The sequence below is a fragment of the Flavobacterium weaverense genome (genome assembly GCF_003688495.1).
Taxonomy (GTDB): Bacteria; Bacteroidota; Bacteroidia; order Flavobacteriales; family Flavobacteriaceae; genus Flavobacterium; species Flavobacterium weaverense.
Window position 1 is genome coordinate 221,313 of the sequence record NZ_REFH01000011.1, and the last position, 19,399, is coordinate 240,711.

The 19,399-nt window shown below is 34.4% G+C and carries 20 protein-coding genes; 16 read left to right on the forward strand and 4 right to left on the reverse strand.

The features are described from left to right. The first annotated feature begins 2 nt into the window (after nt 1-2). Both BC961_RS13100 and chrA read left to right on the forward strand, forming a co-directional pair. Nucleotides 3-440, forward strand: a complete 438-nt coding sequence (locus BC961_RS13100; protein WP_121926303.1) for a DoxX family protein — start codon at nt 3-5, stop codon at nt 438-440. Continuing rightward, nucleotides 424-1,554 (forward strand): chromate efflux transporter, encoded by a 1,131-nt coding sequence (gene chrA, locus BC961_RS13105; RefSeq protein WP_121926304.1) that lies wholly within the window; start codon nt 424-426, stop codon nt 1,552-1,554. Before BC961_RS13100 ends, chrA begins: the two co-directional genes overlap by 17 nt. Nucleotides 1,555-2,059: 505 nt before the next feature. Here chrA and BC961_RS13110 read toward each other — a convergent pair. Further along, complete coding sequence (locus tag BC961_RS13110; protein ID WP_121926305.1) at nt 2,060-3,334, reverse strand: RidA family protein; 1,275 nt, start codon at nt 3,332-3,334, stop codon at nt 2,060-2,062. 405 nt (nt 3,335-3,739) lie between these two features. Here BC961_RS13110 and BC961_RS13115 point away from each other — a divergent pair, with 405 nt between their 5' ends. From BC961_RS13115 to BC961_RS13175, 13 genes are all read left to right on the forward strand, one after another. After that, nucleotides 3,740-4,129: a hypothetical protein gene (locus BC961_RS13115; protein WP_121926306.1), complete on the forward strand. Its 390-nt coding sequence runs from the start codon at nt 3,740-3,742 to the stop codon at nt 4,127-4,129. 504 nt (nt 4,130-4,633) lie between these two features. Next, the gene (gene ureA, locus BC961_RS13120; protein ID WP_121926307.1) at nt 4,634-4,936 is read left to right on the forward strand and encodes an urease subunit gamma; all 303 of its coding nucleotides are present in this window, start codon (nt 4,634-4,636) and stop codon (nt 4,934-4,936) included. A 17-nt stretch (nt 4,937-4,953) separates the two neighbouring features. Beyond that, on the forward strand, nt 4,954-5,325 hold the full coding sequence (gene ureB, locus BC961_RS13125) for an urease subunit beta (protein ID WP_121926308.1): 372 nt from the start codon (nt 4,954-4,956) through the stop codon (nt 5,323-5,325). Beyond that, on the forward strand, nt 5,322-7,043 hold the full coding sequence (ureC, locus tag BC961_RS13130) for an urease subunit alpha (RefSeq protein ID WP_121926309.1): 1,722 nt from the start codon (nt 5,322-5,324) through the stop codon (nt 7,041-7,043). Before ureB ends, ureC begins: the two co-directional genes overlap by 4 nt. 88 nt (nt 7,044-7,131) lie before the next feature. After that, the gene (locus BC961_RS13135; protein ID WP_121926310.1) at nt 7,132-7,719 is read left to right on the forward strand and encodes a hypothetical protein; all 588 of its coding nucleotides are present in this window, start codon (nt 7,132-7,134) and stop codon (nt 7,717-7,719) included. Then, on the forward strand, nt 7,719-8,222 hold the full coding sequence (gene ureE, locus BC961_RS13140; protein WP_121926311.1) for an urease accessory protein UreE: 504 nt from the start codon (nt 7,719-7,721) through the stop codon (nt 8,220-8,222). Before BC961_RS13135 ends, ureE begins: the two co-directional genes overlap by 1 nt. Then, entirely contained in the window at nt 8,215-8,919 is a 705-nt protein-coding gene (locus BC961_RS13145) for an urease accessory protein UreF (protein WP_394345450.1), read from the forward strand. The genes ureE and BC961_RS13145 overlap by 8 nt, the downstream gene beginning before the upstream one ends. A gap of 13 nt (nt 8,920-8,932) precedes the next feature. Continuing rightward, on the forward strand, nt 8,933-9,571 hold the full coding sequence (ureG, locus tag BC961_RS13150) for an urease accessory protein UreG (protein WP_121926312.1): 639 nt from the start codon (nt 8,933-8,935) through the stop codon (nt 9,569-9,571). Nucleotides 9,572-9,576: 5 nt separating this feature from the next. Further along, nucleotides 9,577-10,374, forward strand: a complete 798-nt coding sequence (locus BC961_RS13155) for an urease accessory protein UreD (RefSeq protein ID WP_121926313.1) — start codon at nt 9,577-9,579, stop codon at nt 10,372-10,374. A 142-nt stretch (nt 10,375-10,516) separates the two neighbouring features. Further along, the gene (locus BC961_RS13160) at nt 10,517-11,080 is read left to right on the forward strand and encodes a hypothetical protein (protein WP_245980938.1); all 564 of its coding nucleotides are present in this window, start codon (nt 10,517-10,519) and stop codon (nt 11,078-11,080) included. A 34-nt stretch (nt 11,081-11,114) separates the two neighbouring features. Continuing rightward, nucleotides 11,115-11,999, forward strand: a complete 885-nt coding sequence (locus BC961_RS13165) for an urea transporter (RefSeq protein WP_121926314.1) — start codon at nt 11,115-11,117, stop codon at nt 11,997-11,999. A 118-nt stretch (nt 12,000-12,117) separates the two neighbouring features. Beyond that, complete coding sequence (locus BC961_RS13170) at nt 12,118-14,148, forward strand: TonB-dependent receptor (RefSeq protein WP_121926315.1); 2,031 nt, start codon at nt 12,118-12,120, stop codon at nt 14,146-14,148. A gap of 12 nt (nt 14,149-14,160) precedes the next feature. Continuing rightward, complete coding sequence (locus BC961_RS13175; RefSeq protein WP_121926316.1) at nt 14,161-14,967, forward strand: DUF2490 domain-containing protein; 807 nt, start codon at nt 14,161-14,163, stop codon at nt 14,965-14,967. 23 nt (nt 14,968-14,990) lie between these two features. On the opposite strand, the gene BC961_RS13180 is transcribed toward BC961_RS13175, so the two are convergent. Together BC961_RS13180 and BC961_RS13185 are read right to left on the reverse strand one after the other, a co-directional pair. After that, nucleotides 14,991-15,872 carry a helix-turn-helix domain-containing protein gene (locus tag BC961_RS13180; RefSeq protein WP_121926317.1) on the reverse strand — a complete coding sequence of 294 codons (882 nt, stop codon included), beginning with the start codon at nt 15,870-15,872 and terminating at the stop codon, nt 14,991-14,993. 360 nt (nt 15,873-16,232) lie between these two features. Next, the gene (locus BC961_RS13185; RefSeq protein ID WP_121926318.1) at nt 16,233-16,769 is read right to left on the reverse strand and encodes a substrate-binding domain-containing protein; all 537 of its coding nucleotides are present in this window, start codon (nt 16,767-16,769) and stop codon (nt 16,233-16,235) included. 35 nt (nt 16,770-16,804) lie between these two features. Here BC961_RS13185 and BC961_RS13190 point away from each other — a divergent pair. Beyond that, nucleotides 16,805-17,979, forward strand: a protein-coding gene (locus tag BC961_RS13190) for an IS3 family transposase (RefSeq protein ID WP_245980940.1) whose coding sequence is annotated in 2 segments (ribosomal slippage) — nt 16,805-17,072 and nt 17,072-17,979 — 1,176 coding nt in all. Because the reading frame shifts where the segments join, the coding sequence is not laid out codon by codon here. Nucleotides 17,980-18,130: 151 nt separating this feature from the next. On the opposite strand, the gene BC961_RS13195 is transcribed toward BC961_RS13190, so the two are convergent. After that, nucleotides 18,131-19,399, reverse strand: a complete 1,269-nt coding sequence (locus tag BC961_RS13195; RefSeq protein WP_121926319.1) for a type II toxin-antitoxin system HipA family toxin — start codon at nt 19,397-19,399, stop codon at nt 18,131-18,133.

Here is a 19,399-nt window from a genome sequence, read left to right on the forward strand (position 1 = left end):
TTATGCTTAAAAAATCAATGACTACAGATGAGTCTAAAACAACTATTTTAATCCGTTTAATGGTTGGAACAGTATTTTTTTCAGAAGGAATTCAAAAATTTTTATTTCCTAATACATTAGGAGTAGGAAGGTTTGTTAAAATTGGTTTACCATTCCCCGAATTTTTAGGAAGTTTTGTGGGTTTTTTTGAAATTTTTTGCGGTGTATTAATCCTAATTGGACTTTTTACTCGTTTAGCAACTATCCCCATAATTACAATTATGATTGTTGCTATCGCAACAACAAAAACCGCTGTTTTAAAAAGCGATGGATTATGGGCAATGCTTCACGGCAGTAGAACAGATTGGGCAATGCTGCTCGGAGGTATTTTTCTATTAATTGAAGGTGCAGGAAAATGGTCGCTTGATAAGAAATTAAATCACAATGGAAGAAAAGAATAATTTAAAAGAAATTGCAAAATTATTTTTAAAACTTGGTATTATTGGTTTTGGTGGTCCAGCGGCACACATAGCAATGATGCAAGACGAAGTAGTTGTTAAAAAAAAATGGCTTACTGAACAACATTTTCTTGACTTAATCGGAGCTACAAATTTGATACCAGGTCCTAATAGTACAGAAATGGCTATTCATATTGGTCATGAAAAAGGAGGTTGGAAAGGATTAATTGTTGCTGGATTTTGTTTTATTTTTCCGGCTGTACTAATCACCTTATTTTTTGCTTGGTTGTATAAAGATTATGGACAAATCCCGGAAATAAAACCTTTTTTATATGGTATAAAACCCGCCATTATAGCTATAATTCTATCTGCCATTTTTCCATTGGCAAAAAAATCATTAAAATCAGTTCAACTAGCACTTATAGGTGTTTTAGTGCTATTACTTTCTCTTTTAAAATATAATGAAATAATGTTAATGTTTGGTGCTGGAATAATTGCGTTGGTTCTTTATTTTTTAAAAAATAATACAAATAAAAGTATAAGCGTTTATATTCCTCTAACTCTTTTTCAATTTTCAAACACCAACCTCATCTCTGTAACCAACTTCAATTTATTTTTAGTTTTTTTAAAAATTGGAGCAATTTTATACGGAAGCGGTTACGTTCTTTTTGCATTTCTTGATGCAGAATTAGTTGCTACAGGACTTTTGACAAGGACACAATTAATTGATGCAATTGCTGTAGGACAATTTACACCAGGACCAGTTTTTTCATCAGTAACTTTTATTGGTTATCAGATTAACGATTTATCTGGAGCTTTAATTTCAACAATTGCCATATTTTTACCATCATTTATTTTTGTAGCTTTATTAAATCCATTAGTAAAAAAAATGCGTAATTCTAATGTGTTTGCTTCCTTTTTAGACGCAGTAAATGTTGCTTCAATCGCAATTATTATTTCTATTTGTTTAGAAATGGGAAAGGAAACTATTATAGATTGGAAAACAATTCTAATTGCAATACTTAGTTTAATTATAACGTTTAATTACCGAAAAATTAATAGTGCTTTTATAGTTATTGGCGGTTCACTAATTGGATATATATTACACTTTGTATAAAAAATTGGAATTAGTGTTCTTCTTAATATCGATCAATATTGTTCTTTTTATAAATTCACCCAAAAAACAATACTACCGAATCCATCGCCAAAAAAAAAGTGAGTATCACTTAATTAGACATTCAAAATAATCTTTTACATTGAATATTTAAACCACTAATTTTAATTCGCTAAAAAGCGTCTTTGTTTGCCCTCTTAGTTCAATTTTATATTCTAGTTATTTCATTCTTATTATTTTTTTCAGTGAGTTACATATTCTATTACATAGCTAAAAATCTACGATTTAAGGATTGATTTTAAAGCATAAAATTACATGTTTAAGCAAAAAAATATATTTGTACCTAGACTTAGTGTTTAGGAACTTCTGACAACCGCTTTTTGCAAAAAAAATGTCTCAATTTTTAGTTGAGACATTTTTTAAAGTGGCAGAATCGTTCGATTTACAACTCATTCTTGATTTTTTACAAAAAACTTTTGTTTGTACTTTATTTTCTGCCAAATCTCTATTACACTTTTGGAGCTGTTCCTTCTGCATTTGCTACAACTACATCGATTTGAATTAAAGCATCGTGAGGTAATTCTGAAACACCAACTGTTCTTCTTGCAGGAATACCTTCTGGGAAGAATATTTTGTATGCTTCATCTACCGCAGTGATATCTTCAATGTCTTTAAGAAAAATATTAACTTTAACTACATCTTCCATTACATGATCGATACTCTGGAGGATTGCCTTAATGTTTTTCAAGCACTGTTCAGCCTGCTCTTTTGCACCGCCTGATACTAATTCTAAATCAAGGTTTAAAGGTAATTGAGCTGAAAGATGATTGTAATGAGAAAACGCCACTGTTTGTGTAGATAGATTGCATTTTGGAGCGTTTTCAGTGTTTTTTGCCCAAATTACAATTCCGTGTCGGTGTTCTACAGCTTGCGGAGGAGTTCCATCACCATGGGAAACAACAGCTTCAATTTGTACTAAAGCATCCATTAGCAAAGCTGATGCGGCAATTGTTGTTCGTGCTGGGACATAAGCTACGGCTCTAGCGATTGCTGAATCTGGAAAAAATGTCGAATATACTTGATTAACTGCTTCAATATCAGATAAATTTTTAAGGAAAATATTAATTTTGACAATATCATCAAAAGGAACATCAATACTTTCTAAAATTGACTTAATATTTTTTAAACATTGTGCTGTTTGCTCTTTTACACCGCCAGCTACAACTCTCCCCGATTTAGGATCGATAGGCAATTGCGCTGAAAGATTGTTATAATGAGAAAAAGCTACAGCCTGTGCAGAAAGCGTATTCACGGGTGCATTTGCTGTATTATTTGTGAGTTTAATAAGATCTCCTGATTGTGGAGCGTTAGGAATCGTACCCTCACCGTGCGAGACAAGTGCCTCAACTTGTACTAATGCATTCATAGGCAAAGCGGCAACGGCAACTGTAGTTCTTGTAGGAACGTACGTAGAAAAAAATGTTTTAAAAACAGCATCTACAGCATCTACATCTTTGATATTGGTTACGAATACTGAAATTCGAACCACATCACTCATTTGATGATCAATGCTCTGGACAATTGCTTTAATATTGTTAAAACATTGCTCGGCTTGTTCCTTAATGCCACCTGAAACTAATTGTCCCGTTTTAGCATCAATTGGTAGTTGAGCGGAAAGATTGTTGTAATGCGAGAAAGCTACAGTTTGTGAATAAGGACCAATACTTTTTGGAGCATTTTCCGAATTTCTTGCTAGTACTGAATTAACGTTAATTGAACTCATTTTTAATAAATTTTAGAATGTTTATAAGGCGGGTTATTCTATTGTATTTTCATTATAAAATAAAATACTCGATTTATTCGGCGCCAAAACTAAAGTAAAAAACACCTAGCTTGTTGCAATACTTTCATAAATTTTCAAACAAAACTAAGATTTTTCGATTTTTAAATTTCTTTTTAACTAAATAACTACCTTTATAACAGTCCTTTAAGTCGTTCCATTTTAGTTAAAATTTTATGACATACGCGCTTATATTATTTTTAGATTTTTTTAACAGCTATATTTTTACGCTAAAAACAAGTACCGTTTTATGACAGAAAATTCAAGATTTGTGCTAATCAGACTTATTTACTTTACTATAACTTTGACATCGTTAAAAGAGCTGAATCTTTTATCAAGACCCAAAAAATGAAAATAATTTTCCGTTTAATGTTACCATTTGCGCTCGTATTGGGATTTTTATATCCTAATCAATGTATTGCAAAAAACAATAATGGAAATAGTCCTAGTGAAATTGTCAACATAGATACAACTTATTACACTGTTTTGCATATAAGTCCCTTTCTTGATTCTACCGAAACGGATTCAGTAGTAACTGAAAATGTAAAAGAAGAGGACTCACTAGGTTTAATACATTTAAAGTCAAATTTCTTACTGAATGCAAACTTAAGTAGCAGTATCTTTTTGGATACTCTTGCAGCAAGACTTGACAGTAAACACTTCATGTTAGGAAACATGATTCCCGTGAGGAACATTCCTAGATACATCCTTTTCCATAATTTACAAATACACTTCTAGTTTTTTCACTACTATTTGGCTGTGTTAAAGGCATTTTTTTTCAAATAAAAAATATTCGACTACAATAAGATGATTGCTTTCTGGTACAATCACTATTGCGATATTATAATTGAAATTGTATCCAAAAACGCAACTCCCTTTTAGTATTTCTTTTTGCATCTAATGCAAATCCCTCTCTGTGCTTTTTTTAAAATAAAAATCTATTCGTGTTACCCATTTACACTAAATTTTTCCTTTACTGGGATAACGTCTTTGGCACTTAGTATCAGATTATTCGATTTCAGAATCCAATTTAAAAAAATAATTCAAATCAAAATAATTCAAACTTCATTTTGTAAAACATTAAACGTCAGTATTTAAAAAGGAAATTATTTAAACAACAGTATATGTATTAGCCCTGAAATGGAGTAAATCAAATATTTAATCAATAAAAAAAATCTTGTAAACACAACCCAAATTAGTGTTCAAATTAAACAACATATTACATCCTTAAATTATTAAATTATGCACTTAACACCTAGAGAAATTGAGAAGCTGATGCTGCATACGGCAGGCGAATTAGCTCAAAAAAGAAAAGCCCGTGGCTTAAAATTAAATTATCCAGAATCGATTGCCCTGATTAGCAGCGAATTATTAGAGCGTGCTCGTGATGGAAAAACAGTAGCCGAATTAATGCAATATGGCGCTACACTTCTTCGTAGAGAAGATGTGATGCCAGGTGTTCCAGAAATGATCCACGATATTCAAATCGAAGCGACATTTCCTGATGGAACAAAACTAGTAACCGTTCATGATCCAATCCGTTAATTTTCTAAAAAAATAGTATGATTCCAGGAGAAATATTCTTAAAAGACAGCGATATCATTTGTAATGAAGGTCGCGAAACGATAAAAATAAAAGTTACCAATACGGGAGATCGCCCTATTCAAGTAGGTTCTCATTTTCATTTTTTTGAAGTAAACAGAAAAATGTCATTAGATAGAGAAAAAGCGTTCGGAATGCGATTGAATATCATTGCTAGTACGGCAGTTCGTTTTGAGCCAGGTGAAGAAAAGGAAGTAGAATTGACCACATTCGCAGGTGCACAACGCCTTTTTGGTCATAACGACTTGGTTAATGGGGATAACTCTCCACAAAATAAGGCAGCAGCGCTAGAAAAACTAGAATTAGGTCACTTTAAAAACGTTAAATCATGAGCTTAAAAGTAACAAGAAAAAATTATACAAGTATTTTTGGACCAACAGTTGGCGATAAAGTACGCCTTGGTGACACTGATATTATCATCGAAATTGAAAAAGATTTTTGTTCTTATGGTGATGAAGCCAAGTTTGGTGGAGGAAAAACAGTAAGAGATGGAATGTGTCAATCTTCAACAGCTTTACGCCATGAAGGGGTACTTGATTTTGTAATTACAGGAGCTATTATTATTGATCACTGGGGTATTGTAAAAGCAGATATAGGTATCAAAGATGGTAAAATAATAGGGGTTGGTCGCGCTGGAAATCCAGATATTACAGATAACATCACACCAGGAATGATTATAGGGGCTTCTACTGAAGTTCATGGAGGACATGGTTACATTATTACAGCTGGTGGTATTGATACACATATACATTTTATTAGTCCTACACAAGTAGAAACGGCTTTATATAGTGGCGTTACTACCATGATTGGTGGAGGAACGGGCCCTGCAGATGGTACAAATGCTACTACTGTTTCGCCAGGAAAACACAATATCAAAACGATGCTGCAAGCAGCAGAAGCTTTCCCTATGAATATGGGTTTTTTTGGAAAAGGAAATGTAGCTACGGAAGGACCTATCGCTGAGCAAATTGAAGCTGGTGCTCTAGGAGTGAAAATTCACGAAGATTGGGGCGCAACTCCAGCGGTTATTAATGCATCTCTAAATGTTGCAGACAAATATGACGTGCAAGTTGCTATACATACGGATACTTTAAACGAAGCTGGTTTTCTTGAAGATACTATGAACGCTATTGCTGGGCGTGTTATCCATACGTTTCACACTGAAGGTGCTGGTGGTGGACACGCTCCTGACATTATCAAAGCAGCAATGTATCCAAATGTTTTGCCTGCTTCTACAAACCCTACCCGTCCATATACTACAAATACTATTGATGAGCACTTAGACATGTTGATGGTTTGTCACCATTTAAGTCCAAAAATTCCTGAAGATGTTGCTTTTGCTGATTCTCGTATTCGTCCAGAAACTATAGCAGCTGAAGATGTTCTTCAAGATATGGGTGTCTTTAGCATAATGAGTTCCGATTCTCAAGCGATGGGTCGTGTGGGTGAAGTAATCACTCGTACTTGGCAAACTGCTGATAAAATGAGAAAACAAAAAGGCCACTTAGCAGAAGATGAAGCAAATCAAAATGATAATTATCGTGCTAAAAGATATATTTCTAAATACACGATTAATCCTGCAATTGCCCACGGAATCTCAAATTACGTTGGATCTATTGAGGTAGGAAAAATTGCTGATTTAGTGATTTGGAAACCAGCTTTATTTGGTGTAAAACCAGAAATGATTATCAAAGGTGGTTTTATTGCAGCTAGTAAAATGGGAGATGCTAATGCTTCAATTCCTACTCCGCAGCCTATTATTATGCGTAATATGTTTGGTGGTTATGGAAAAGCTTTAACAAGAACCGCTTTTACATTTGTGTCTCAAGCAGCTATTGACAATGATATTGCAACAGAATACGGTTTAGAAAAAACCCTTTTAGCGGTTTCTAACTGTAGAAATATTGGTAAAAAAGATATGATTCATAATGATGCTACGCCAGAAATCATTGTTAATCCTGAGAACTATACCGTAACGATTGAAGGAGAGAAAATTACTTGTCCGCCAGTTGATACGCTTCCATTAGCTCAACTTTATTACTTATTTTAGAGAGTAACATTTTTGAATTTCACGGGACAGCTTCGGTTGTCCTAGTGAGATTCAAAAATTTCTTCAAAAACAATATAAAATAAAACTTATGAATAAATTAAAAAGTATTGTAGCGCTAACTTTTATCACTATGTGCCTAACTTTTTCTAATACGTATGCTCAAAAAGGCTCCTTAATGGCATACGGTTCCTTAAACTATAAAGAAAATAATAATAACGGCAGCAGTTTTGGTGCAAACCCACTTGGACTTGGCTATTTCTTTAACGATCACGTCGTAGCAGGAATGAATGTTGCCTTTGATAAAGAGAAAAACGGTTTAGGCAACTTGACTAGCACTAAATATGAAGTAGGTCCTTTTTATAGTGATTCATGGAAAATAGGTGATCACTTTGTAATTATCGCACAGGTAGATGCGCATTATGTATGGGGAAATAGCAATATGAACCTCCCTACTGGTTATGGTTATAACGGTTATCTAACTAGAATATATCCTATTGCGAGCGTTTTACTAGGAAACGGATGGGCACTAAAAGCTAAGTTTTGTGAATTATCTTTTCAACAAACTAAAGGAGACGACCTTAACAAAACAAGTGATCGTACGCTTGTAGCCGGGGTAAATGGGTCAACGTTAGGTATTGGTGTGTCTAAAAACTTCTCTCTTAAAAAGAAAATATAATGATTATACACCAAATAGTAGGAAACAAAGCGACAAACGCTTGTGATGGTCTTGTGGTTGATATTCTAGAAATAGAATGGTTTGAAGCTACTAAAAGAATCCAGCGCAGACATACTAATTCAGGTATGGAAATCGCAATTAAGTTTACTCAGGAAGGACAGCGTTTACATCAAGATGACATTTTATACCAAGATGACAAAAAAGTAGTATTAGTGCATATCAAACCTTGTGAAGCTATTGTAATGATTCCTGTATCACTGCTTGAAATGGGAACTATCTGCTACGAAATTGGCAATAAGCATTTACCTCTTTTTATCCAAGACGATAAAATTATGATGCCTTTTGAAATGCCCATGTTTCGATGGTTAGAAGCCAGTGGCTATAAACCGGAGAAACAAGAGCTTCAGTTGTTGCATGTATTGAAATCAAATGTAGCACCACATGGTCATGGCAGCAGTTCTTTGTTTACCAAAATTTTAAATATCGCTTCATCAAATGAATAATATGGAAAACACCATCACCTATTTAGGAAGTTTATTGCATTTGGCTGATCCAACATTACCTATTGGTGGCTACTCTCACTCTAATGGACTAGAAACCTATATTCAGGATGAGAATGTCAACAGTAGAGATTCGGCAAAGTTATTTGTGACTAATATGTTGACGTACAACATAAAATACAACGATGCTTGCTTTATGAAATTAGCCTATGAAGCAACTGCAGCTGGAGATCTACCAACAATTATTAAACTGGATCAGGAATGTAGCGCTTTAAAAAGTCCAAGAGAAATAAGAGAAGCGAGTCAGAAATTAGGGATTCGATTAATTAAAATTTTCCGCAGACAAAAAGCATTTGAAATTATAACCGATTATGAAAATGCGATTAATACAAAAGAAGCGACTGCACATTATTGCATTGCTTTTGGGATGTATGCACAATTGCTCGAAATTCCGTTGGCCGAAGCCTTATTTGCATTTTATTACAACGCAGCGATTGGAATGATTACCAATTCAGTAAAACTAGTTCCGCTTGGTCAATTAGACGGACAAGATATCCTTTTTGAATTACAACCTTTAATTAAACAATTAGCAAAAGAAACAATAACAATTGATAGAGAACTTGTAGGGCTGTGTAATATCGCTTTTGATATTCGGTGTATGCAACACGAAAGACTCTACTCAAGATTATACATGTCATAAAAAAATAAAAAAAATGGAAACAAGAAAATATGTTAAAATAGGTGTTGCAGGTCCAGTAGGGTCTGGTAAAACGGCTTTATTAGAACGTTTAAGCCGTAAAATGCTTAATGATTACAACATGGGCGTTATCACGAACGACATCTACACAAAAGAAGATGCCGAGTATATGGTCAAAAATAGTTTGTTACCTAAAGAAAAAATAATTGGTGTTGAAACTGGAGGTTGCCCGCACACTGCGATACGCGAAGATGCTAGTATGAACCTTGAAGCGGTGGACGAATTAGTATCTCGTTTTCCAGATATCGAATTAATTTTAATCGAAAGTGGTGGCGATAATCTCTCTGCTACATTTTCTCCAGACCTTGCAGATGTGACCATATTTGTAATTGACGTTGCCGAAGGCGAAAAAATTCCGCGTAAAGGTGGTCCCGGTATTACAAGATCAGATTTACTTTTAATTAATAAAATTGACTTAGCCCCTTATGTTGGCGCAAGCTTAGAAGTCATGGAAACTGATGCTCGAAGAATGAGAAAAGGGGCTCCATTTGTATTTTCTAACCTTAGATCTACTGAAGGAATAGACGAAGTTATTGGCTGGATAAAAAAATATGCGTTGTTAGAAGACGTAGAAGAACCTAATTTAATTAGATAATAAAAATGGTAAGCAGCTTAAAAATAAAAGTGGAAGAAAGAGAGGGAAAGTCCTTTTTAAGGGATGCCTATGTCACTCAACCTTTTAGAATAACACCCGTTGGGCAATATAAAAGTGATGGTGCCGCTTATTTAATGATTACCAGTACATCACCTGGTATTTTGAGTGGTGACGTTTATGAAATTGATGTTACTATTGAAAAAAATGCGCGTTTACAACTGCAATCACAATCCTATCAAAGGTTGTTTAATATGGAAGGCAGTGCTTCGCAAACCATGGTGGTGAATATGGGCAAAAGTAGTTCTTTTTCTTACGTACCACATCCTGTAGTTCCTCATGAAGATTCAAATTTTAAAAGTGTCAATACTATCACTATTGCAGATGATTGCGAACTTACCATAAGCGAGATCATTACCTGCGGTCGTAAACATTACGGTGAGACTTTTCAATACGCGCATTTTCAAAATTTACTTGAAGTATATCATCATGACCGACTTATATTGAAGGATAATGTGCTTTTAAAACCAGAGTTGATGCCTTTACATTCTTTAGGACTTTTAGAAGGTTTTACGCATCAAGGAACCTTGACCTACCTGAATACAAAAAACGAAAATGTAACTGAATTAGTGGAGCACTTCTATAAAGAATTGGAAAATTTAACAGATGTTACTTATGGTATTAGCGAAATTCAAACTGATGGATTTGTAATCAGGATTTTAGGAAACGGTGGGGAACAAATGTTTAATTTCTTCAAAAAAGTAGAGGAATCTCTTTGGGAGAAAGCAGTTGCTATATCTAATTAATGAACTAATGACAACAACCTTATTTGCATTGGCAATCACAGCCATCAGTATTAGTTTTTTTCACACCGCCTCTGGGCCTGACCATTATTTGCCATTTATTGTTTTATCACGTTCTCGCAAATGGAGTATAACCAAGACAATTATGCTAACAATTGTATGCGGTCTTGGTCATATTTTAAGTTCTGTATTTCTTGGTTCAATTGGTGTTTTCTTAGGATGGCAGCTCAATAAAATCACATTCTTTCAAGATTTCCGTGGAAATGTTGCCAGTTGGGCATTGCTACTCTTTGGAACCATTTATCTACTATATGGACTTTGGTTAGCCTATAAGAACAAAGCGCACAAGCATTTTGATGTAATGGGTGAGGACGTTTATGTATATGAACACAAACATGGCGATATTATTATGCCCAAAGACCGAATTAAGGTTACGCCTTTGGTACTGTTTGCCATTTTTGTAATGGGTCCAAGCGAACCACTTATACCTTTGTTGTTCTATTCTGGACTAAACCGTTCTATGACCGAAATTGTAACGCTAGTCAGTATTTTTACGATCAGTACAGTGGTAACAATGCTTGGTATGGTGTTATTAGGCATATATGGTTACTCTTTTGTGAAAACAGAGAAACTCGAACGCTACACGCCTGCGATAAGTGGTGCCGTAGTCACTTTGTGTGGAATAGGCATGGTCTTTTTAGGATGGTAAATCAAAATAATTTTTACTTTTAAAATCTAAATTAATGAAAGAAATAAAAACAATAGTACAAACAGTACTCAAAGGCATTGGACAAATCATGCTTCAAGATAGTGCATGGACCGGCTTACTGTTTCTAATAGCGATCTCATACGACTCAATCCTTATGGGAGTTGCCGCCTTAGCGAGTACAATTATTGGTACGGCGACAGCTAAAGTTTTAAAATTTGAAGATGCTAATATAAAAGCGGGCTTGTATGGCTTTAATGCAACTCTTATTGGTGTAGGACTTATATTTTTCTTCGAGTCGAGTTTACTGATATGGGCTTGTATTATTCTAGGATCGATGGTATCCACTTTATTGATGGAATTCTCCATTCGAAAAAAGATTCCGTTTTTTACATTTCCGTTTATCGTAGTGACAGTTATTGCTATTTTGGTCATGGATCATTTCAGCTTAGCCGCTCATAATAAAATAGAAGCAGTAGAAGAAATGATGGAATTGCAAGATTTTAATGTCGCAGCACATGCGTATAGCGAGATCATTTTTAAAGGCACAATCGTTGCAGGATTACTATTTTTTGTAGGTGTTTTTCTTAATAATCCTACTGCGGCCTTATACGGATTTGTTGCGGCTATATTTGCTGGTGCAATAGCACACTATGGTCATAATTCTGAAAGATTAATTGACGATGGAATGTTTAGCTTCAACGCTGTTTTATGTGGAATTGCGCTTAGTGGGGCCAAACCTCGTGATGGATTTTACGTGTTATTATCAGTTTTAATTGCAACTTATTTTGATATTTTTATGATGCACAATGGTTGGATTACCTTGACTTTCCCTTTTGTATTATCAATGTGGGTCGTTGTTCCATTAAAAAAAATAGTGGCGAGTTTTGAGTCAAAAACACAACCGCTTACCAATGAATAACTTTTAGCATTACAACTATACTACTGTTGTGTTTTAAATTCAAGCTTCTCTATTATTGTTGGAAAATTGAATTGAAATTACGACAATATTTCGTTTGTCTGCGTTTAAAAATAAAATAATGAAAATTACATTCAAACTGTTAGCACTTGGAACAATTTTACTCTCATCGCTCAACGGATTTACACAAGATTTAAAGAAAACAGAAGTGGATACTGTTCATCTTAGTAAAATAATTATCAATCATGCTGAATTTAGAAAACAAGTGATGCAAGTAGATTTAAAAAAGGCTCCCGTAAACTCTGCACAAGATCTTTTGCGCAAGGTTCCGGGACTTTTTATTGCTCAACATGCAGGAGGTGGTAAAGCCGAGCAAATATTTTTACGCGGTTTTGATAATGATCACGGTACCGATATTAGCGTAACTGCCGACGGTATTCCGGTAAATATCGTTTCTCATGCGCACGGACAAGGTTATGCTGATTTACATTTTCTTATTCCCGAAACCATAAAAGATATTGATTTTGGTAAAGGAGCCTATTATGCTGATAAGGGTGATTTTAATACTTCGGGGTATGTTAATTTTACCACATTTGATAAACTCGAAAATAATCTTTTTAAAATTGAAGGCGGATCTTTCAACACCATGCGTGCGGTAACCATGATCAATCTTTTAAACAAAAATGTACAAGACAAGAACTTTTATGTGGCAAGTGAATTTAATTATTCGGATGGTCCATTTGATGTAAAACAGAATTTCAATCGCATTAATATACTAGCCAAATTCAGTCAATGGATAGACAAAAAACAACACATATCCATTTTAGGTTCTACATTTAGTTCTGGCTGGAATGCCTCTGGCCAAATTCCAGAGCGAGCGGTGGAACAAGGACTAATAGACCGGTGGGGATCTATTGATCCTACAGAAGGTGGAAACACCTCTAGAACTAATCTTGCTGTAAACTACAGAAATCTTATCACTGAAAACGAAGAATTTTCTAGTAATTTGTTCTATTCTAGATATAAATTTAATTTATTTTCCAACTTTACTTTTTTCTTAAATGACCCCGTATATGGTGATGAAATTGAGCAAACTGACAATCGAAGTATTTATGGATTTGACAATAAATACATCCATCGTTATGATTTAAACAATAGCAAAATTACATGGACATCAGGCGCTGGTTTGCGTCTTGACGACATCAAGGATTTGCAATTGAGCCATGTCTATCATCGCGATTTATTGTTGAACAGACTTTCTGATGCGACCGCAACAGAAATTAATGTTCATGCTTTTACTACAATCGATTGGAAAATTGGTCAATGGACCATAAATCCAGCAGTTCGTGTCGATCATTTTGTTTTCGATCTTCATGACCGCTTGAATAGTCTTCCTTCAGGAAAAGATGCGACTGCGACACGAGTGAGTCCAAAATTGAACATTTCATATACTCAAAATAGTAATTTACAGTGGTATTTGAAATCAGGTATGGGTTTCCACTCTAATGATGTTCGAGTGGTCGTTGCACAAAACGGAAAAGACATTTTACCTTACTCTATCGGTAGCGATTTAGGGGTAATTATTCGCCCTGTCAAAAATATGATTATACAACCCGCTTTATGGTACATGTTTTTAAAACAAGAATTTGTATATGTGGGCGATGAAGCCGTTGTTGAACCATCAGGTAAAACACGTCGATTGGGTGCCGATTTAAGCTTGCGCTACCAACCTTTACCTTGGTTGTATATTGATGGAGACATTAATTATGCACATGCCCGTGCCATTGACGAGCCAAAAGGTGAAGATTATATTCCTTTAGTACCCGCCTTAACCAGTACAGGCGGCGTAGCTATAAAATTTCCATCGGGATTTTCTGCAAACCTTAGATACCGCTATATGGATTCAAAACCAGCTACAGAAGACAATTCGGTAAAAACAAGAGGTTATTTTGTAAACGACCTTGTATTAGCCTACGGAAAAAGAAGTTGGGAATTTAATATACAAGTCCTCAATTTACTTGATACAAAATGGAATGAAGCCCAATTTGAAACAGAAACTAGACTTCGAAATGAAACTACTTCCGTATCTGATTTGTGTTATACTCCAGGTACACCACTTGCTGTAAAAGCCGGTTTAAGTTATAAATTTTAACACTTAGAAATCATGCCAAATTACTTCAACACTAAAAAAGTAGTTCTAACAGCAGTTCTTTTTACGATAGTTCTTTCGACTTCTTATGCGCAATTGAGCCCTCCAGGTCTGGGAAAAGGAAAAACCGCTTCTTGGTTTGCCTTCGGTGTCAAACAAGCATTAGATACTGTCCATAAGAAAGAATCGACCACGTATATAGGAATTGGGAGAAAAAGCTCTCCCGACGATACCAATCCGTTTAATAAAATGGGAATTTTAGTATTGAATCAAGAGTTTTCTAATCACTATACCAAGCATTGGCAATACTCGTATGCCATAAGTTACAGACGCTCCGATCTATATGAATCTGCAGCTCCATACGAACATGCTGATCCGGCAATTGAACAAGAATTTAGACTCTACGGACGTTATACCTATCTTACAGAAATTGGTGCCGTAAAATGGAAAAATACCTTCAGACAAGAATATAGAAAATTCTTTAACCCTGATTTCACCAAAAGTGGCGAAGATTATCAGTTTAGAACGCGCTTGAAAACGCAAGTAAATATCGATTTGGGAACCGAAAAATTGCATCATATTATTGGTAGCGCCGAAGCTTTATTTGCCATAAGCAAAGAAAATCGTCCAATAAACGAATGGACTAAATTTAGTTATAAAGAAAGTCGATTTGGAGTGTATTATCAGTTGACTCCACATGAAATTCCTTTTACGTTTGACTTTGGTTATATGTACAATTTAATTGGAAAAAATAAAAAAACTGGTGTCAATTATTTGGCAATAGATGTCGTTTGGAACAATCCTTTCGGAAAAACGCTTTAGAATTTTAGTATTGGTGTAAGGGGTTATTTTGCAAGCTGAAGGCGATATTCAGAAGGCGAATAGCCCGTTACTTTTTTAAATAAACGCGAAAAATAGGACGGTGATTGATAGTTTAATTCAAACGCAATACCTGCTACATCTCTCGAATTATCTTGTAACAATATCTGACTGTGCAAGATGCTAATTTCGTTGATCCATTGTTTAGGTGGTTTTCCGGTAGCGTCTTTTACACATTTATTCAAATAATTATCTGATATTTTTAGTAGGTTAGAATAATAAGAAATAGTTTTATGGTTAACATGGTCTCTTTGCACTTGTTCTCTAAAGTGAAAAGAGATATAACGAGCACGAGAAAGCACTTCGTTTCCTTTATTTTCCAAGCGAATTATCTTTAATAAAATAGATTGAAATAAGGCCACGCAAATTTCCATAACTCGATCTGTGGTAAACAATTCCTCCTCTAATAATAGGAAAGCGCGTACAATCCAATCAAAAGTTACTGCATTCAAAATCAAAAATGGCGAAGTATAAAAAAAACTTAAGTCATTTTTATTCAAAGCAATATCAGTAATAATTTCATTTTCATATACGACAAAAAAACCTTCAACATCGTTTGAAAGTTCTAATGTCGCAGTAAAATTTCCTTGTTTAATATTCAATGCCTCATTCGCTTTTATATCAAAAACTGAGGTTTCCAGCTGTTGTTTTACAAAGCCCTTAGTTACAAAAATTAAGAAATTAAATGAGGTTCTATAAGGGTTAACTGGAATAACGATACTGGTAAGATAATTTTCAATACGATAAACTTGAAGCTTAGATTCATTGAAAAGATCATGAGTAGATACCTCTGGCAGAAATAATTTCTTATATTCGTAATTACTGATGAGTTTTATAGATGGTTTCATTTAAATATGATAAACTTAAGTCCGTAAAGTTATAAAGTACGGTAGGTTTTACATATCTAAAAGTGTTAAATATAAATTAATAAACTTTATTTTTAATATCAATAGAAAGTCGGCAGCTTACCAAAAAACGGGAAACTATAAAAGTTTGAATAAGAGATTAGATTGACACAGCAGTTCCTTTACTGAGATTATAAAAGTTTTAAAAGCATTAATGAAGATCTTACCTTAAAAATTATTTTTCAAAGATTTACTGAATTGTCAGGGAATTGATCGTAAATAAAGTATTTCTTCTGTTTAATTTTGAACAGCGTTTTACGTAAGCGTATCATTTTATAAGATATCACAGATAGTTCAATAAAACTATTTAGTGATCCACCCCCATTTTTTAAATATTGGAGATGCTTCTTTACTCATCAGAAATTTATAAAATTCTTTTGAATCTTCTTTCTGGCTCCCGGTTTTTGTTAAAGCTACTCCAGCGTCACGGTATAGAACGTATTTTTTAGAGACAGGAACAAAATCTGCTATATTGGGATTAGAGACCTGCCAAATATTCCAGATAATCCAAACATCAACTTCCGGGTGATCAATCCAGTATTGTTTCGCTTCGCCGCTATTTGACGCAAAATTGACGATATTCTTGCGTACCGCTTTTACAGTTTTGATACATCCTTGTTTTCCTGCCATCCCTTCCCAAAGGCCTGTTTGCCCAGCACCGTTCACGACCATTATTTTGAGGCCTGCGCGTTCAATATCATCAAAATCTTTGATGTTTTTTGGATTTCCCGGACGTACAAGTAATCCGGAAGGACGTAAATAAAGAGGTTCCACTGTTGTTTCGTCTATGCCACCGTCCATTGCTTTTACAAAGTCGGTTGGACATGCTAACTTAGCCATCACATAAAGTTAAGAAATAATCTTAATTTTAGCCTATGAAAGAAGTCCGCAAAATTTATGACAAAGCTTTTAAAGAAAAAGCCGTTCAATTGAGTTATGAGAGAACAAATGTATCGGAACTCGCCAGAGAGTTAGGAGTCACAGCTCCACAGTTGTATAAATGGCGCAAAGAGTACGAGGAGTTTGGAGAAGGAAGTTTTCCTGGGAAAGGAAATTTAAAACTCACTCCCGAGCAAGAAAAAATCCACGAACTGGAGAAAAGACTCAAAGATGCCGAGTTAGAACGTGATATATTAAAAAAAGCAATCGGCATTTTTTCCAAGAGCGGTCGATGATTTATAGTTTCATTAAAAACAATGAACAAGTATTTCCGATTGAAAAAATGTGCAAAGTTCTACAAGTGAGTAGTGGAAGTTATTACCGATGGAAGAAACAAGTAATTACAGCAAGACGACAACTAAAAATTATCATAAAAGAACAGATAACATTGATTTATTTTGCAGCGAAACAAAGATATGGAAGTCCTAGAATAACATTGGAATTACGGTATTTAGGTTATAAAGTTTCACGAATTACAGTTGCAAAATATATGAAGGAACTTGGCTTAAGAAGCAAATTAAGCAAAAAGTTCAAAGTTACAACCAACTCAAATCATAATTATTTAGTTGTCGAAAATGTATTAAATAGAGAGTTTATTGTAAAAATGCCTTCAAAAGTTTGGGTTTCGGATATTACTTATATCCAAACTAAAGAGGGGTTTGTATACCTGACCACTATTATGGATTTATACGACAGAAAAATTATTGGTTGGAGTTTGAGTGACGCAATGAGTACAGAAGAAACTACGCTTGGAGCATGGAAAATGGCGGTTAAAAACCGAGATATCGATGAAGGTTTGATTTTTCATTCTGACCGAGGTGTCCAATATGCTAGTAAAAAGTTTGTAAATGTTCTTGATTCCTATAAAAAAATAACCCGCAGTATGAGTCGTAAAGGAAATTGCTGGGATAATGCTGTGGCGGAAAGCTTCTTCAAATCTTTGAAAACGGAATTGATTTATGGGAACAAACTGATTTCTAAAGAACAAATGAAACTAGAAATCTTTGAATACATTGAAATTTGGTACAACAGAAAAAGGAGACACTCTGCTTTGAATTATGCAACTATTGAAGAATTTAACAATCAAATTAATTACAAAAATGTAGCTTAACTTATACTGCAGGTTTTATTTGCATATCCAATCTTATTGAACTAAACAATATGTAGTTGCTCGAATGGATAGATTTCAAGCATAATTTTATTATCAAATAAGATGAATCAGTACTTAATTTTAATTTTCTAAACCAAGTCTTTCATAAATTCTAGGGAATTAAAGTAACAAAATCTTTACCTATCAATATTAAAACTTCCTCTGGAATTTCAAATTCCTTTGCAATTTGCTCCCATTGCAAAATAACCTTTTGTACTTCCTTAACGATTTTAATAGGATTTTTAATAGCCATACTCTCAGCTATTGGCAATACATCTTCAATTGTTATATTGATACGTTTTCCATTTATTGATAAAGCCCTTGGAGTATTTAAGAATTTATGCAACGCATCTATAGGATATGTTACATCATAGGCAGGAGCTAGATTCCAAATATCTTTCCCTCTGTCATACACATAACTGTGATTCTTTAAATGATCATCTGTATTAGCAAACACAATATTAAAAATCATTCTGCGGTATAATTCCCTGATATCTTTATGAGGAACTTTCAAATCAAATGCAAGCTCAAATAACTTTTCATATGATGAATCTTCCGGTCTGCTGTAATCCCATCCCGTAAGTCCTGAAGCAGTCAATACATGCTGTTTTTCACCATGCTGTCTGTCATAACGAAGTGTAGCAAAATGCTTTTCATCAATAAGCTTGCAGTCCATCATCTCAATTCCTGCTAATTTAGCCAGCAAATGATAGACATATTCTACTTTTTCTCTATTGTATCCTTCAGTCCCATTTATAAACAATTTTACAAGATAATGATTATAGTCCTGGGAATATTCGATATCACCTGGGATTATAACATGTGTCTGCTTATGTTCTGAGACCAATATTTTGGGTCTCGCACCACCTGCAGACGTCCCAATCTTGAAAATATTTAAAAGTGCCAAATCACTCAGTTTTTCTGCAGAAGTATCTTTCTTTATGTCAAGTACTTTTTGTAAAATCTCAACTATTTCATCAAAATTCACATTTTCGGTTTTTGGAATATGCGCAATAGGTCTGTATTCCAAGGCTCCCATACCACGGTTCGCGACATAACTAAGCTGTTCTAATGGGCTAATTTTATCAAAGGACATCGACTTAGCTTCAAACCATTCCTTAAAAATTATATTTCCAAACATGTCAGGAAGCGAATCGGCAATCATAGGTGGAAGTCCACGAAAGGTATTACCATTAAATTGAGTAAATATTTGGGGTAACTTATTTCTTTTAAAAATATAAGGAAACATTCTGGTGTATTGTCCAGAATCTAAAAAAGCTGGGTTATATTGGAAAAAGCTTCTCTTTTCATCTGCATTATAACCTAGTTTACCTATTTCAACACCAAAGGCAAAAACATCTATGAGTCCGTTAGCTGCCAT